This is a genomic window from Streptomyces sp. NPDC003284 (assembly GCF_053589675.1).
In genome coordinates this window covers 171,579-187,267 of sequence record NZ_JBSFSI010000002.1, presented here as the reverse complement: position 1 = coordinate 187,267, position 15,689 = coordinate 171,579, and the positions used below count along the sequence as shown (strand labels likewise).

The window sequence follows — 15,689 nt, the reverse complement described above, 5'->3', positions numbered from 1 at the left end:
TCAGTCGATCCCGGAGCGCTCCACTCCCGCCACGATCCACCGCTGGAAGCACAGGAACACCACGAGCAGCGGCAGGATCGAGACGGCGGCGGCCACGAACAGCTCGTGCAGCCGCACCACTTGGGCGGTGGTGAAGGAGGACAGGGCGACCTGGACCGTCCAGGCGCTCTGGTCCTGGCCGATGACCAGCGGCCACAGGAAGGAGTTCCAGGCGCCGAGGAAGACGATCGTGCCGACGGCCGCGAACACCGGCCGGGCGTTCGGCACGACGATCAGCCAGTACGTGCGCCAGTAGCCGAGCCCGTCGACCTGCGCGGCGTCCTCCAGCTCGCGCGGGAAGCCCAGGAAGTACTGCCGGAAGACGAAGCAGGCGAAGGCGGAGAACAGGGTGGGGACGATCAGTCCGCGCAGGGTGGAGATCCAGCCCAGCGACGACACCAGCACGAAGCTGGGCACGAAGGTGACGGCCGCCGGGACCATGAGGGTGCCCAGGACGGCGTAGAAGACCTTGTTCGCGTGCCGGTAGGGGATGCGGGCCAGGCCGTAGCCCGCGAGGGAGGCGAGGACCAGGGTGCCGAGCGTGGTGGCGACCGCGATCAGCGCGGAGTTCAGCAGCGAGCGCGCGAACGGCACGGAGGTGTCGTCGAACAGCTCGCGGACGTTGCCCCAGCGCAGCTCGGAGGGGAAGAACGTCCAGTCGGGCGAGGTGATGTCCTGCTCGCTGGACAGGCCGTTGCGCACCAGCAGGTAGAAGGGGACCAGGAAGAGCAGGGCGAGCGCGATCAGCAGCACGAGGCGCAGCGCCCGCCCGGCCCGGACCAGGGCGTCATCCATCGGCATCCGTCCTTCCCAGTCCGAACCAGCGGGCCTGGCCCACCGTGACGACCGCGATGATCAGGGCGAGGATCACCGCGCCCGCGCTGCCCGTGCCGAGGTTCTGCCCCTGGCCGAGGGCGGTGTAGTAGAGGTAGACGAGCGGCGGACGGGCGTAGGGCGGGTAACCGCGGGCGTCGGAGAGCAGGTTGTAGAACTCGTCGAAGGACTGGAAGGCGTTGACGACGAGGAGCAGCACCACCGCGACGGAGGTGGCGCGCAGTTGGGGCAGCGTGATGTGGCGCAGCACCTGCCGTCCGGGGCGGGCGCCGTCCACGGCGGCGGCCTCGTAGAGCACCGGGTCGATCCGCTGGAGCCCGGCCAGGAAGAGGATCATGTAGAAGCCTGCCTGGAGCCACAGCCGTACGGTGACGATGACCAGCCAGTACCAGGGCGGGTGGGTGGTGGACAGCCAGGCCACCGGCTCGGCGCCGAAGGCGTCCAGGACGGTGTTGGCCAGACCGAACCGGACCCCGTTGAAGATCGACATCTTCCAGATCAGCGCGGCCACGACATAGCTGCACGCGGCCGGCAGGAAGAACACCGACCGGAAGAACGCCTGTGCCCGGCGCACCCGGTTGACCATGAGGGCGAGCGCCAGGGACAGGACGTAGGTGGCCGGGACGATGAACGCGGTGAACAGCAGGAAGGTGCGCAGGCTGCCGGTGAAGGCGCCGTCCGACAGCATCGCGGTGTAGTTGCCGAGGCCGACGAAGCGGGTGGGCGTGACGGTGTTGTGCGCGTCGAAGAAGCTGAGGCCGACGCTCCACAGCAGCGGGACGTAGGTGAACAGGACGAGCCCGGCGGCGAAGGGCCCGACGAACACCCAGAACCACAGGGTGCGCCGCCGGGTCAGGCTGCGGCGGGCCGCCGCCGTGCGGTCGCCCGGTGCGCGGCCGCCGTCCGTCCGGGGGCCCGTGGCGGGCCCGGCCACCGTACGGCTGCTCACGGCTTCCTGTTCCGTACGCGGTCGAGTTCGGCCGTCACCTTCCGCAGCACCGACCGCAGTTCGGCGTCCGGGTCGGCGCCGTCCTTGATGATCCGGCTCAGCGCGTCCTGGTAGGCGGTGCGGGCGGCCGGGGTCCACAGCAGGGGCTCGGCGTGGCCGTGGTCGGTGGTGAGGCGGACCGCCTCGGCGGCGGCGCCCGTGCGCAGCTTGGCGGCCTTCTTCGCCAGCGAGATCCGGGCCGGGATGTGGAAGCCGTAGGAGAGCGCGAAGTCCTCCTGGTCGTCGGTGCGTTCGACCCACAGCCACTTCACGTACGCCTCGGCGGCCTCCCGGTTGCGGCTGCGGGCGCTGACGGCGGCGGCGTACGCCCCGACCGGCACGGCGGGCCGTCCGGCCGGGCCGTCCTTCGGGAACGGCAGCACGCCGAAGTCGTCGCCGAGTTCCTTCTGCACCTGGGGCAGCGCCCACAGCCCGGACCACTGCATGGCGGTCAGGCCCTGGAGGAAGGCGGACGGGTCGGACCAGTCGGCGGGGGCGCCGAGCAGCAGCGACCGGTCGGCGTAGAGCCGGTGGATCTTGGCGAGGGCGCGGGCGGCGGCCGGGTCGTCGAAGCCGGGCCTGCCGTCGTCGGTGACGAGCTGAAGTCCGGCCGCGTACAGGGGGGTTCCGCCGAGGACGCCCGCGCCGCCGTCGTTGCCGAGGAAGAGGCCCTTGGTCTTCCTGGTGGTGAGCTTCTTCGCGGCGTCGACGAGCGCGTCGAGGGTGCCGGGCGGTTCGAGACCGGCGTCCTTCAGCAGGCTCTTGCGGTAGTAGAGCATCTGCATGTCGACGACCTGCGGGACGCCCCAGATCTTCCCGTCGTACTTCTTCGGGGCGAGCACCGCCGGGTTGAAGTCGTCCTCGACCCCGGCGAGCAGGGCGGTGAGGTCGGCGACCTGGCCGCCCTGGATCTGGTCCAGGGTGGGCCCGTCGACCTCGAAGACGTCGGGTCCGGAGTCGGTCAGCAGGGCGGCGGCGGTCTGCCGGTCGTAGTCGCCCGGCCGCCACTGCACGGTGACGCGCGCCTTCTCGTACGCGGCGGCGTACCGCTTGACCGCCTGCTCGGTGCCCGGTTCGCCGTACTGGTGGTACCACTGCGACAGCGCGGGTCCCGAGCCGCCGCCCCCGTCCCCGCGCCCGGTGTTGCCGCCGCAGGCGGTCAGCAGTCCGCCGCCCGCGACGGCCCCGGCGGCGAGCAGTGCTCTGCGGCTGATGGTCATCTGCGCCCCCTGGCGTTCGTGTCCCCGCACCTGTGCCCGGTGCCGTATGCCCTGTCACGCGGCCGCACACCCGCCGCGCACGGCCCAACGATCAACCATGCGCCGCGATTACGACAGGAGCGTTGCAGCGGTGTGTACGCGTCAAGAGGACCGTTTCGGCCAGCCCCGCCGCGCGGCGCGCACCCGCCCGGCGCACCCGCACGGCGTACACGGCCGGGCCGGTGACGGGCGGGGCCATTGGGGTGGATTCGGCGGCGGGTCGGTGTCATGTTCCGGTGCGGGGGTTACTGACAGTGCTATGACCACTGCGCTTCGTATCCCGCCCCTCCGCACGATCGTCGCGATCTGCGCTCTGGGCGGTTCCGCCCTGCTGATGACCGCCTGTTCGACCACGACCGGGTCGCAGGCCGAGGCGGCCGAGGCCGCTCCCACGACCGCCTCGCCGACCGACACCGCCTCGCCCTCGCCCACCGCCTCGCTGACCAAGGACCAGATGCAGCGCCGGGACCTGGTCTCCAAGACCAAGGTGAGCTGGGACAAGGCCGCCGGCACCGCCGTGAAGGAGGTGTCCGGGGGCAAGCTCATGGGGATCGAGCTGAAGGCCGCCTCGCAGGAGAACTCCGCGTCGCCGGGCACCGCCAGTCCCGGCACGGCGAGCCCGGGTACGGCGAGCCCCGGCACCGCGAGCCCGTCCTCGCCCGCCCCGGCCCCCTCCCCCGGCTCCCCCGAGTGGCAGGCGAAGGTCGCCGCCGCCGACGGCACGGTCCACATGGTCGACGTCGACGCGGCCGACGGGAAGGTCTTCCGCAACCAGGCCCAGCCCGGCCAGAGCGCCGACGACCGCCGCAAGGTGGCCGACCGGCTGCGCAAGGCCACGCAGAGCCCCGCCCAGGCCGTGAAGGCCGCCACCGACAAGAAGAAGGGCACCGTCACCGGCGCCATGCTCGACGAGAGCGACGGCAAGCTCGTCTGGGCCGTCGACGTCGTCGACACGAAGGACTGGAAGAAGACGACGTACGACGTCGACGCGGCCAGCGGCAAGATCGCGCGCGAGCACACCGACCAGGACTGAGCACCCGCCGGCCGTGCGGAGCCGGACACGGGAAGGGCGGCGTCCCCGCACAGGACGCCGCCCCTTCGCTGTTTCGCTTTCGCTGTTTCGCTGTTTCGCTGTGGGGACCGGAGTCCTCGTCGCAATCGGTAGTGAGGGTCGGGGACCACGACGAGGACTCCGGGATCTGCGGCGCCGGCGCGTGACCGGCGGTCACCGGCTCTACCGGTGGTCGCTGCCCTCCGAGCCGGAGGCCGCGCGGCCCGCCTCCAGCCGGGCGACCGGGATGCGGAACGGCGAGCAGGAGACGTAGTCCAGACCCACCTCGTGGAAGAAGTGGACGGACTCCGGGTCGCCGCCGTGCTCGCCGCAGACGCCGAGCTTGAGGTCGGGGCGGGTGGCGCGGCCGGCCTTGGCGGCGGACTTCACCAGGGAGCCGACGCCGTCCTTGTCGATCGTCTCGAACGGCGACACCCCGAAGATGCCCTTCTCCAGGTACGCGGTGAAGAAGCTCGCCTCCACGTCGTCGCGGCTGAAGCCCCACACGGTCTGGGTCAGGTCGTTGGTGCCGAAGGAGAAGAACTCGGCGGCCTCGGCGATCTGCCCGGCGGTGAGCGCGGCGCGCGGCAGCTCGATCATGGTGCCGATCGCCAGCTTGAGCCGGGTCCCGGTGGCCGCCTCCACCTCCGCGATGACCTGGTCGGCCTCCTCGCGGACGATCTCCAGCTCCTGGACGGTGCCGACCAGCGGAATCATGATCTCGGCGCGCGGGTCGCCCTTGGCGGCCTTGCGCTCGGCGGCGGCCTCCGCGATGGCCCGCACCTGCATGGTGAACAGACCGGGGATGACCAGGCCGAGGCGGACGCCGCGCAGGCCCAGCATCGGGTTCTGCTCGTGCAGCCGGTGCACGGCCTGGAGCAGGCGCAGCTCGTTCTCGTGCGGCTCCTGGCGGGACTCGGCCAGGGCCACGCGGACCGACAGCTCGGTGATGTCGGGCAGGAACTCGTGCAGCGGCGGGTCGAGCAGGCGCACGGTGACCGGCAGGCCGTCCATCGCCTCGAACAGCTCGACGAAGTCCTTCTTCTGGAGCGGCAGGAGCTGCTTGAGGGACTCCTCGCGCTCGGCCTCGGTGTCGGCGAGGATCAGCCGCTCGACCAGCTCGCGCCGGTCACCGAGGAACATGTGCTCGGTGCGGCACAGGCCGATGCCCTGGGCGCCGAAGCGGCGGGCGCGCAGCGCGTCCTCGGCGTTGTCGGCGTTGGCGCGCACCCGCAGGCGGCGCTTGCGGTCGGCGAAGGCCATGATGCGGTGGACCGCCTGGACGAGTTCGTCGGCGTCGTCGGCGCCCGCGTGCATCCGGCCCTCGAAGTACTCCACGACCGGGGAGGGCACCACCGGGACCTCGCCCAGGTAGACCTTGCCGGAGGAGCCGTCGATGGAGATGACGTCGCCCTCCTCGACGACGTGCCCGCCGGGGACGGTCATCCGGCGGCGCTTGGTGTCGACCTCCAGGTCCTCGGCGCCGCAGACACAGGTCTTGCCCATGCCGCGGGCGACGACGGCCGCGTGCGAGGTCTTGCCGCCGCGGGAGGTCAGGATGCCCTCGGCGGCGATCATGCCGTCCAGGTCGTCGGGGTTGGTCTCCCGGCGGACCAGGATGACCTTCTCGCCCGAGCGGGACCACTTGACGGCGGTGTACGAGTCGAAGACGGCCTTGCCGACGGCGGCGCCCGGCGAGGCGGCGATGCCCCGGCCGACCTGGCCGACCTTGGCGCCGTCGTCGAAGCGCGGGAACATCAGCTGGGCGAGCTGGGCGCCGGTGACGCGCTGGAGCGCCTCGGCCTCGTCGATCAGGCCCTGGTCGACGAGCTGGGTGGCGATGCGGAAGGCGGCGCCCGCGGTGCGCTTGCCGACGCGGGTCTGGAGCATCCAGAGCTGGCCGCGCTCGATGGTGAACTCGATGTCGCAGAGATCCTTGTAGTGGTTCTCCAGGGTCTCCATGATCTGCATGAGCTGGTCGTACGACTTCTTGTCGATCTGCTCCAGCTCGGCGAGCGCCACGGTGTTGCGGATGCCCGCGACGACGTCCTCGCCCTGGGCGTTCTGGAGGTAGTCGCCGTAGACGCCCTGGTGGCCGGAGGCGGGGTCGCGGGTGAAGGCGACGCCGGTGCCGGAGTCGGGGCCGAGGTTGCCGAAGACCATCGAGCAGACGTTGACGGCGGTGCCGAGGTCGTGCGGGATGCGCTCCTGGCGGCGGTAGAGCTTGGCGCGGTCGCCGTTCCAGGACTCGAAGACGGCCTTGATCGCGAGGTCCATCTGCGTGCGCGGGTCCTGCGGGAAGTCGCGGCCGGCCTCGGTCTTGACGATCTTCTTGAACTTGGTGACCAGCTTCTTCAGGTCGGCCGCGTCCAGTTCGGTGTCGACGGCGACCTTCTTGGTCTCCTTGGCCTTCTCCAGCGCGTCCTCGAAGAGGTCGCCGTCGACGCCGAGGACGGTCTTGCCGAACATCTGGATGAGGCGGCGGTAGGAGTCCCACGCGAACCGCTCGTCGCCGGCCTGCTTGGCCAGGCCCTGGACGGACTTGTCGGAGAGCCCGATGTTCAGGACGGTGTCCATCATGCCGGGCATGGAGAACTTCGCCCCGGAGCGCACGGAGACCAGCAGCGGGTCGTCGGCCTGGCCGAGCTTCTTGCCCATGCGCTGCTCCAGCGCGTCGAGGTGCGCACTCACCTCGTCGCGCAGGGCCGCCGGTTCCTCGCCGCTGTCCAGGTAGACCTTGCAGGCGTCGGTGGTGATGGTGAAGCCCGGCGGGACGGGGAGCCCCAGGTTGGTCATCTCGGCGAGGTTCGCGCCCTTGCCGCCGAGCAGGTCCTTGAGGTCCTTGTTGCCCTCGGTGAAGTCGTAGACGAACTTCACGCCCTCAACGCTCCCGCCCGGCGCGGGTACCTGGAGATCTTTGTTTTCCGACACGGGTCTCGACTCCTCGAGGACGCGGTGGCTGCCCTGACGGCGAGGAACATACCCAGATCAAAGGCTTGTGGGTACGTCCACTCGTGCGTCATGCGCCCGTAACCAGCGGTCCGCCAGCGGATCGAAAGTCAAGGCTTGGCAAGTCGTCAGGGCCGGATGTTTTCACTTCTTGAACGGATCTCGGCTCACAGACCCTCCCAGTCGCTCATGTGAGCGGCTATGGGCACGTGTGATTTCGATCGATGAACGATCACCGGGTGGCACCGAGTGCCACCCCTTGGAGAAGTGCAGACGGGCGAAGATCCGCTCATCTGAGCAAAACCCCTCTCAAGGGTGGCGAGAATCACGCTGCCGCACACGCTCGGATTTCACCATGCGGACGCCCGGACCGCATGTCCGGCCGCTCTGGGGACGCGCTTCGCGCGCGCTCGGGAGGGGACGGAGCGGCGGTTGGGCGCGGCTCGGGGCGGGGCGGAGGCCGGGGTGAGGGGTCTGGGCGGGCTGGAGGCCGGGCCGAGGCCGGGAACAGACCCGGGCCGGGAGCAGGCCGGGAACCGGAACGGGCCGGGAGCGGGTCCCAGGACAAGCCCCGGGGCGGGGGCCAGGCCCGACCCGGGGCCGGGGCAGGGCTTTCGGTGCGGCTGGGCTGCGACGGGCCCGCTCAAGGCGCCTCCATCGCGGTACGCGCTGCCTCCGCGAACCGGTCCAGGGCGCCGAGGTACGCCTCCCGTGCCGCGTCGAAGCGCAGCCGGGCGCCCGCCTCGCCCAGGGAGACGTCGTGCAGCGAACGGCTGGCCTCGGTGGCCGCAGCCAGCACGGCCCTGGAGGATGCGGCAGCCCCGGCCGGGCCCTCCAGCGAGATGGCGCGGACCGCGCGCAGCAGCGGGTCGTACGCCTGGCGCATCTCGTCGCGTAGTTCCTGGACCCGGGCCAGGAACGGGTCGCTGTCGCCGTACCGGAAGTGCGCGTCGACGACCCGGCGGTACAGCTCGCCCATGACGTGGGCCCGCCCCAGCAGCTCCAGGTAGGCGGCCCGCCGCCCCTCCCGTACGCGCTCGCGGTGCTGGGCGAGGGCCGCGGTGTGGGCCTGGGTCCGGGCCGCACGGACGTTGCCGAGGTTGGTCACCCAGCTCGCCAGCACCGCCGTACCGCCGGTGAGCACCGCTACCCACAACGCGCTGTCCGCCACGCGGACCAGTGTCGGCGCGGCCCGGCGCGGCTGTCGAGACCGCTTCCCGCCGCCTGCGCGACCGCCTCGCGCAGCGGGATCAGGCGGCCGGAGGACGGGCCGCGGCCCCGCCCCGACCTCAGCCGCAGCAGCCCAACCCCAACCGCTTCCCCGCAGGGCCGCTCAGCCGCCCGAGGTGTCCAGTTCCGCGTCCTCGCTGATGCCGCCGGCGCAGTCGTAGGGGTCCTTGAGCCAGCCGTCCGGGAGGACGACGCGGTTGTTGCCGGAGGTGCGGCCGCGGGGGCCGTCGGCGCCGGTGGGCCAGGGCTGGTCGAGGTCCAGCTCGTCCAGGCCGCCGCGCAGCTCGGCCAGGGAGGAGGTGATCGCAAGGCGCTTGCGCATTTCGGAGCCGACCGCGAAGCCCTTCAGGTACCAGGCGACGTGCTTGCGGAAGTCGATGACACCGCGTGCCTCGTCGCCGATCCACTCCCCGAGCAGGGTCGCGTGCCGCACCATCACGTCGGCGACCTCACGCAGCGTGGGCCGCACGAACGCGTCGGGACGGCCCTCGAAGGCCGCGACCAGGTCGGCGAAGAGCCAGGGCCGCCCCAGGCAGCCACGGCCGACGACCACGCCGTCGCAGCCGGTGGCGCGGACCATGCGCAGCGCGTCCTCGGCGGACCAGATGTCGCCGTTGCCGAGGACGGGGATCTCCGGGACGTGCTCCTTGAGGCGCGCGATGGCGTCCCAGTCGGCCGTGCCGCCGTAGTGCTGGGCGGCGGTGCGGCCGTGCAGCGCGATGGCGGTGACGCCCTCCTCCACGGCGATGCGGCCGGCGTCGAGGTAGGTGAGGTGATCGTCGTCGATGCCCTTGCGCATCTTCATGGTGACCGGCAGGTCCCCCGCACCGCTGACCGCCTCGCGCAGGATCGCGCGCAGCAGGTTGCGCTTGAAGGGCAGGGCCGAGCCGCCGCCCTTGCGGGTCACCTTGGGGACCGGGCAGCCGAAGTTCAGGTCGATGTGGTCGGCGAGGCCCTCCTCCGCGATCATGCGGACGGCCTTGCCGACGGTGGCCGGGTCGACGCCGTACAGCTGGATCGAACGCGGCCGCTCGCTCGCGTCGAACCGGATCAGCTGCATGGTCTTCTCGTTGCGTTCGACCAGGGCCCGGGTCGTGATCATCTCGCTGACGAACAGGCCCTTGCCGCCGCTGAACTCCCTGCACAGGGTGCGGAAGGGGGCGTTGGTGATCCCGGCCATCGGAGCGAGGACGACCGGCGGCGCCGCGGTGTGCGGACCGATCTGGAGGGGGGACTCGGGCATGGGCATTCATTCATTGTCCCGCATGCGCGAGGCACTTGTAACGGTCATTAGTTAACCGCACTATCGAAGTGGACTACGCTGGAACCCATGCCCGAGCTGAGCCACCGCCGACGGCTGCTGGTGCTCGCGATCTGCTGCATGAGCCTGCTGATCGTGAGCCTCGACAACACCGTCCTGAACGTCGCCCTGCCCTCCATGCAGCGCGAGCTGCACGCGAGCACGTCCGGCCTGCAATGGACCATCGACGCCTACACGCTGGTCCTGGCCTCGCTGCTGATGCTCGCCGGTTCCACCGCCGACCGCGGCGGCCGCAAGCGCGTCTTCATGACCGGTCTTGTCGTCTTCGCCCTCGGCTCGCTGCTGTGCTCGCTCGCGCCCGATCTGGAGCTGCTCGTCGTCTTCCGGATGGTGCAGGCGGTCGGCGGCTCGATGCTCAACCCGGTCGCCATGTCGATCATCACCAACACCTTCACCGACCCGCGCGAACGCGCCCGCGCCATCGGCGTGTGGGGCGCGGTGGTCGGCATATCCATGGCGGCCGGACCGCTGGTCGGCGGGCTGCTGGTGGAGTCGGTCGGCTGGCGCTCGATCTTCTGGCTCAATCTGCCCGTCGCCCTCGCCGCGATCCTGCTCACACTCCGCTACGTCCCCGAGTCCCGCGCTCCCCGGGCCCGCCGCCCCGACCCGGTCGGCCAGGTCCTCGTCATCGCCCTGTTCGGCGCGCTGACGTACGCGATCATCGAGGCGCCGGACGCGAGCGCCGCCGTCGTGGTGCCGTTCGGCGTCGTCGCGCTCGCCGCGCTGCTCGGGCTGCTGTGGTACGAGCCGCGCCGCGCCGAACCCCTGATCGACCTGCGCTTCTTCCGCTCCGCGCCGTTCAGCGGGGCCACGGTCATCGCGGTCAGCGGCTTCGCGGCACTCGGCGGCTTCCTGTTCCTGTCCACGCTCTATCTCCAGAACGTGCGCGGCCTCGACGCCCTGCACGCCGGTCTGTGGATGCTGCCGATGGCGGCGCCCACGTTCCTGTGCGCGCCGCTGTCCGGGCGGCTGGTCGGCACCCGCGGTCCGCGGCTGCCGCTGCTGATCGCCGGGGCCGCGATGACGGTGAGCGCGGTGCTGTTCGCCGCCTTCGAGGCGGAGACGTCCGACCTCACCCTGGTCCTCGGCTACGTCCTGTTCGGCATCGGCTTCGGCTTCGTGAACGCGCCCATCACCAACACCGCCGTCTCCGGCATGCCCCGCGCCCAGGCCGGGGTCGCCGCGGCGGTCGCCTCCACCAGCAGGCAGCTCGGCTCGACCCTCGGCGTCGCCGTGGTCGGCGCCCTCCTGGTCTCCGGCATCGGCTCGTCGTCCTACCGCGACACCTTCGTCGCCGCCGCCCGCCCCGGCTGGTGGGTCCTGGTCGCCTGCGGTGTCCTCGTCCTCGTCCTGGGCGCCCTCACCAGCGGCCCCTGGGCCCGCCGCACCGCCGAGCGCACGGCGGACCGCCTCCAGGAGGACGAGGTGCGGCAGACGGCGGGGGTCGGGTCGGCCTGAGGCAGGAACCGCCGCCCCGACCGCGCTCGCAGCCGCAGCCGCAGCCGCAGCCGCCGCAGCCGCAGCCGCCGGTCACCTCACCCCACCTCACCCCATCTCATCTCACCGCGACCGGGCAGCCGGAACGGCCCGCCGGGAGAGCCGGCGGGCCGCCACCAGGGCCGTGGCCGGGCGGCCTCACTCGATCGGGAACTCCGAGACCACGGCCGGGATGCCCGTGCCCGTCGAGTCGCCGGACGGCTTGAACACGTACACCTGTGTCCCCGGGACCGCGAGGTCGACCGGCAGGCGGGCCAGGGCGACGTTCGACCGGATCTTCGGGGCGTACGAGGCGGACGTCAGGTAGCCCACGGGTTCCGCGTCCGGCGCCGGCGCGACCAGCCAGAAGTCGGACAGGTAGTCCACGAGCGGCTCGCCCTCCACCTTCAGGCCCACCATGGTGAGCCGGTAAGGATGGTTTCCGGCGGCGATCTCGTCCCGCATCTTTTCGAGGGCGGCACGGCCGATGTAGTCCGACGCCTTGTTGCGGGGAATATGGGACGCCAGTCCGACCTGGAAAGGAACCATCTCGCTGTCGACGTCCTGCCCCCACGCAAGAATTCCTGACGTGACCCGGTGGGGCTGGATGGGACCGGTCACCGTCAGTCCGTACTTATCGCCCGCCCGGAGAATCGCATCCCACATCTGCTCCGCGTGAATGCTCGAATTCTTCAGGTAGACTTCGTATCCGGCCTCTCCGGAGAAACCGGTCCGTGAAACGAGTACCGGAAGTCCGGCAATCTCGGTCTCCGCCAGACCGAAAACGGGCATCTCGGCGGCCATATCGCCGATGAGGTCGGCCATCAGGCTGTTCGCCTGCGCCCCCTGGATCTGGACGGGCGACACGTCCATCTCCTGGATCCGGACATCGAACCCCTTGCCGACATTCACGCCCTTGAGCCACAGCGACAGATCCGAGTCGGAGATGCTGAACCAGTACTCCTCGGGGGAGATCTTCAGCAGCAGCGGGTCGTTGATCATCCGGCCGCCGGCGTCGCAGAGCACGGTGTACGCCGCCCGCATGGACGCCAGCCGCGTGACGTCCCGCGTCACGACGTAATCGACGAACTCGGTGGCCTCGGGCCCCTGCACGCGGATCTGCCGGGCGGCCGCGATGTCCCACAGCGTCACCCGCTGCGTCAGCGCCTCGTACTCGGCTCCGGACCCGCCGCCCTCGTCGGAGCCGTAGCCCCTGGGCAGATACATGCGGTTGTAGACCTCTCCGCGCCAGCATCCCGCTTCGACCGCGAGATGCCAGTACGGCGATTTACGGGCGCGCGTCGATATCAGAAGCTTGATGTCCGGTCGGCCTGTCTGCCGCAGATTGACAGGGACTGTTCTGTCCGACTGATCGACCGATGAGTAGTTGGGGTCCGCCCATTTGCCAGACTCGTTCGTCACACTATCCCCTACCGTGGCTACCTTACTCGGTGCCGGTTCATTGAGGTACGCGGCGATGGCAGCGATATTCGCTGCGAACCAGCGAATCGGACATGGTGCATTCCCGAATGTAACACGGCGCGAACCCATGACCAAGGACCGTCTCGCGGCCCTCCACCGCTTCAAAACGCGTACCGCGCGACCGCGCTCCATGCCGGGTGACCGGCGCAAACGCGCCGAATGCACACATGCCGTGGACCCCGAAAGACATCGAAAGGAAACCGGAAAGACACCGGATCAACAGCCTCGCCGCACCACCAGCGAGAACAGGGATTTCCCGATCCCTTGTCCCCGACGCACCCGAAGACACTTTCCGGACGAAAAAATCCCGCCGCCCGTCTGTCGCGCCTCAGAGCCAGCCGGCCCAGCCGAAGGTCAGAAGGTAGGCGCGCGCGACCGCGTCCCGCCCGCGGCGACCGCGGCGGACCACCGCGACCAGGGTGACGGCGAACCAGGCGGCCACCGCTCCACCGACCGGCAGGGCCCACCGGACCCCGCCGACGACGGCGCTCAGGAGAACAGCGAGGACCACGAGGCCGAGCCCGACATGGGCGCCGCCCATGGTCACCCGGAACATCTCGCGCACGACCCGGCGGTCCTCCGCGAGGATCCGCTCGTACGCGTTCAGCTCGCGCTCCGGGCCTTCCTGGTCCCGCATGCCCCACCCGCCCCCCCCAGAACTTGTCCGGGCGATCATCTGTCGTTTGCGATTGGCCGGCTGGGCGTTCGGCCGGGGCGTACGCGCTCCCTATGCGTAGAACGCCGACGGTCCCGGGTAAGGACAAGTGATCATGCCTCGGCCCAGTCTCCGAGCCGAGACCCTACCGAGAGAGGGCTCACCAGTGGCAACACATCGCGACGCGAAGAAGATCGAGCGCAACAACGGGCCGAGCCACCCCCTCCCCCCAGCGCATACCTCATGTTCTGCAAGCGGAGTCCCGCGGGAGCAAGCGAGAGCGCAAGCGCGCTTCCGGCCCCGACAACGTCTTCATGAAGGAGGAACACGCGAAGGTGAAGGAGGGGCGACTTCGGTGGAGCGGAGGGCAGCAGATGACTGACGGAGAGGAAGGTGTACGGGCCCTCGGATCTTGAGTCGGTTTGATCGCCCGTTCGACGGTGTTGCGCTTCTTGTACCGCGCCTCGTCGAAGGCGGGTGGGCGGTCTGCCCGCTGTCCCGGTGTGACGATCAGGGGCAGTGGGCTGCATCGGCCGTCCGTTGTGCACGAACCTGGCGTGATGAGTGAGGTTCTCGTCATTCGGGGCGGGGCGGGTGCTCGTTGTGCTCGTGCGTGTGGTCGTCGGGGCGGTGTGGCCTTGGCCGGAGCCATAGGCCGGCGGTGGCTGAGGTGATGAGGAAGAAGGCTCCTACGGCGTAGGCCCAGTGAGCGGACCTGAACAGGGCGATGAGGAAGAAGATCACGCCCACTGCGGCGAGGGCGGCCTTGAGCAGCGCGATGCGAGCGGCGGAATGCTGGTTGTCTGGCGCCATGGCGGGTTCCTCGTCTGCTGTGCCGGGAGGGCCGCGCCCGCAGCCGGGGGTGCGAGCGGCGGGCGTGTGGACCGGTGTGCTGTGCGGGTGGGGTCAGCGGCGGCCGATGATCTTCGAGAAGGTGGCGATGGAGACGGTGGCGCTCTTCTCGGCGGCGGTTCCCACGACGCCCCAGCTGCCGATGCTCTGGCCGAAGTTGGCGGTCAGAGCGACACCGGCAGCAGCGTTCTTGGGGTCCGACATGTCCTCGCGGGAGGCCATCTCCACGACGAGGGGGACCTGGGTGGAGAGGTTGACCGAGCCCTGAAGGGCCTTCCCGGCGAACTTCCCGCTGGACTCGGACAGCTTCAGCAGCTTGGCGCCCTTCGTGCCGATGTACTTGAAGACCTTCGTTGCCTCGGCGGCCTCTGTGATCGCCGCTGCGCCCTTGCCCGCGCCGCCGGTGAGGCCCAGGAACTCACGTCCGGCGACCCCGGTGAAGACCCTTGCCTTGGATGTGGCTTTGGCGCCGGTGCCGATCACCTTTACGGCGGCTCGGCCGGCCTTGAGGCTCTTGGCGACCGAGCCGACGGCGGGGAGGGCGGCGAGGGCGTCGGCGCCGAGGCCGACGAAGGTCCCCTCGTCCCACTTGTTCTGGATGACGGCGTCCACGGTGTGAGCGCCGAATGATTCGACCGCGGCGAGGACGGCGACGGGCCCCATGATGGGGGTCAGGACCGGAATCAGGGCGAGGACTCCCGCGACGGCGGAGACGATGCCCATGATGTCGCCGAAGGTCGCCCACCAGCTGGCGCTCTCCTCGGCGGCCTTACGGGCCGCTTCAGCCTTCAGATACGCGAACTCCTGACCGCGGGTGGCGACGAGCCTCGTGAACTCGCGGTCGGTGAGCAGGCACTGGAGCTGTAGCTCGGCTTGCAGGGCCAGCGCCATGTCGACCAGGTCGTACAGACGATCGTCCTTGATCCATCCCCGGGGGTAGCCGTTGTCCGTCAGACGGAAGTACTCGCCCGCGCCCGAGTACCCGCCCATGGCCAGGGAAGGAATCTTGCCGAGGAAGCGGGAGACGGCAGGATGCTGGAAAGCGATCACGCCCGCGACCGAGGGGAACCTCCTGATGCCCGCGACGTCGGGGAGCCTCTCGTTCCGCGCCTCCTGCGCTTCCCAGAACCCGCTGGGCGTGGTGTGCCACTGCTCCCTCTCCTCGTCGGAGAGGTCGTCGTAAGACTCGATCTTGCGCACCCTGGCCATCTCGTCGGCCAGGAACTGCTTGAAGTCGGCCAGCGGCTGGGGGCTGCCACCGAGCAAAGGTTCGGTAGCAGCATAGACTTGCGCCTCGACGCGTCTGAGGGCGGCCAGGATCTGGTCGCGCTGGAAGACGTACATGCGCAGGAGCTGGTCGATCCGGTAGTGGTCCTCGGGGCGCAGGGCTTCCGGATCCCACCCCCAGACCTTCATCGCGTCCTTGGCGTTGGTGGTGTACATGTTCAGTTCGCTCTGGGTGTTGTAGACGATCTTGTCGTCGTTGCCCGGCTGGTAGCCGAGGTTGCGCAGGTGGAGCTTGATCTCGTACTCGATGTGCATGTGAGTCCCCT

Annotated in this window: 12 protein-coding genes; 2 read left to right on the top strand and 10 right to left on the bottom strand. The window is 70.3% G+C overall.

Annotated elements, in window-relative coordinates:
• The 3 genes from ACWDYF_RS04345 to ACWDYF_RS04335 form a co-directional block, all read right to left on the bottom strand.
• On the bottom strand, positions 1 to 834 hold the full coding sequence (locus ACWDYF_RS04345; RefSeq protein WP_018570698.1) for a carbohydrate ABC transporter permease: 834 nt from the start codon (positions 832 to 834) through the stop codon (positions 1 to 3).
• Positions 827 to 1,729: a carbohydrate ABC transporter permease gene (locus ACWDYF_RS04340; RefSeq protein ID WP_381743930.1), complete on the bottom strand. Its 903-nt coding sequence runs from the start codon at positions 1,727 to 1,729 to the stop codon at positions 827 to 829. Before ACWDYF_RS04340 ends, ACWDYF_RS04345 begins: the two co-directional genes overlap by 8 nt.
• 89 nt (positions 1,730 to 1,818) lie before the next feature.
• Positions 1,819 to 3,081, bottom strand: coding sequence for an ABC transporter substrate-binding protein (locus ACWDYF_RS04335; RefSeq protein ID WP_389467168.1), 1,263 nt, complete (start codon positions 3,079 to 3,081; stop codon positions 1,819 to 1,821).
• A gap of 298 nt (positions 3,082 to 3,379) precedes the next feature.
• Between ACWDYF_RS04335 and ACWDYF_RS04330 the strand changes: the two genes are divergently transcribed.
• Positions 3,380 to 4,153 carry a PepSY domain-containing protein gene (locus ACWDYF_RS04330; protein ID WP_381743328.1) on the top strand — a complete coding sequence of 258 codons (774 nt, stop codon included), beginning with the start codon at positions 3,380 to 3,382 and terminating at the stop codon, positions 4,151 to 4,153.
• A gap of 201 nt (positions 4,154 to 4,354) precedes the next feature.
• On the opposite strand, the gene ppdK is transcribed toward ACWDYF_RS04330, so the two are convergent.
• The 3 genes from ppdK to dusB form a co-directional block, all read right to left on the bottom strand.
• Positions 4,355 to 7,102, bottom strand: a complete 2,748-nt coding sequence (gene ppdK / locus ACWDYF_RS04325; protein WP_389467172.1) for a pyruvate, phosphate dikinase — start codon at positions 7,100 to 7,102, stop codon at positions 4,355 to 4,357.
• A 661-nt stretch (positions 7,103 to 7,763) separates the two neighbouring features.
• Positions 7,764 to 8,291, bottom strand: coding sequence for a hypothetical protein (locus ACWDYF_RS04320; protein ID WP_389467176.1), 528 nt, complete (start codon positions 8,289 to 8,291; stop codon positions 7,764 to 7,766).
• Between the two features lie 162 nt (positions 8,292 to 8,453).
• Positions 8,454 to 9,599 (bottom strand): tRNA dihydrouridine synthase DusB, encoded by a 1,146-nt coding sequence (dusB, locus tag ACWDYF_RS04315; protein ID WP_389467180.1) that lies wholly within the window; start codon positions 9,597 to 9,599, stop codon positions 8,454 to 8,456.
• A gap of 81 nt (positions 9,600 to 9,680) precedes the next feature.
• Between dusB and ACWDYF_RS04310 the strand changes: the two genes are divergently transcribed.
• Positions 9,681 to 11,129 carry an MFS transporter gene (locus ACWDYF_RS04310; RefSeq protein ID WP_389467183.1) on the top strand — a complete coding sequence of 483 codons (1,449 nt, stop codon included), beginning with the start codon at positions 9,681 to 9,683 and terminating at the stop codon, positions 11,127 to 11,129.
• Between the two features lie 177 nt (positions 11,130 to 11,306).
• Here ACWDYF_RS04310 and ACWDYF_RS04305 read toward each other — a convergent pair whose 3' ends face one another.
• The 4 genes from ACWDYF_RS04305 to ACWDYF_RS04290 form a co-directional block, all read right to left on the bottom strand.
• Positions 11,307 to 12,569 (bottom strand): glycine cleavage T C-terminal barrel domain-containing protein, encoded by a 1,263-nt coding sequence (locus tag ACWDYF_RS04305; RefSeq protein WP_389467186.1) that lies wholly within the window; start codon positions 12,567 to 12,569, stop codon positions 11,307 to 11,309.
• 388 nt (positions 12,570 to 12,957) lie between these two features.
• Complete coding sequence (locus tag ACWDYF_RS04300; protein WP_381743320.1) at positions 12,958 to 13,266, bottom strand: hypothetical protein; 309 nt, start codon at positions 13,264 to 13,266, stop codon at positions 12,958 to 12,960.
• Between the two features lie 594 nt (positions 13,267 to 13,860).
• Positions 13,861 to 14,097, bottom strand: coding sequence for a hypothetical protein (locus ACWDYF_RS04295; RefSeq protein ID WP_389467189.1), 237 nt, complete (start codon positions 14,095 to 14,097; stop codon positions 13,861 to 13,863).
• A gap of 93 nt (positions 14,098 to 14,190) precedes the next feature.
• Positions 14,191 to 15,678 carry a hypothetical protein gene (locus ACWDYF_RS04290; RefSeq protein ID WP_389467191.1) on the bottom strand — a complete coding sequence of 496 codons (1,488 nt, stop codon included), beginning with the start codon at positions 15,676 to 15,678 and terminating at the stop codon, positions 14,191 to 14,193.
• Positions 15,679 to 15,689 lie beyond the last annotated feature (11 nt).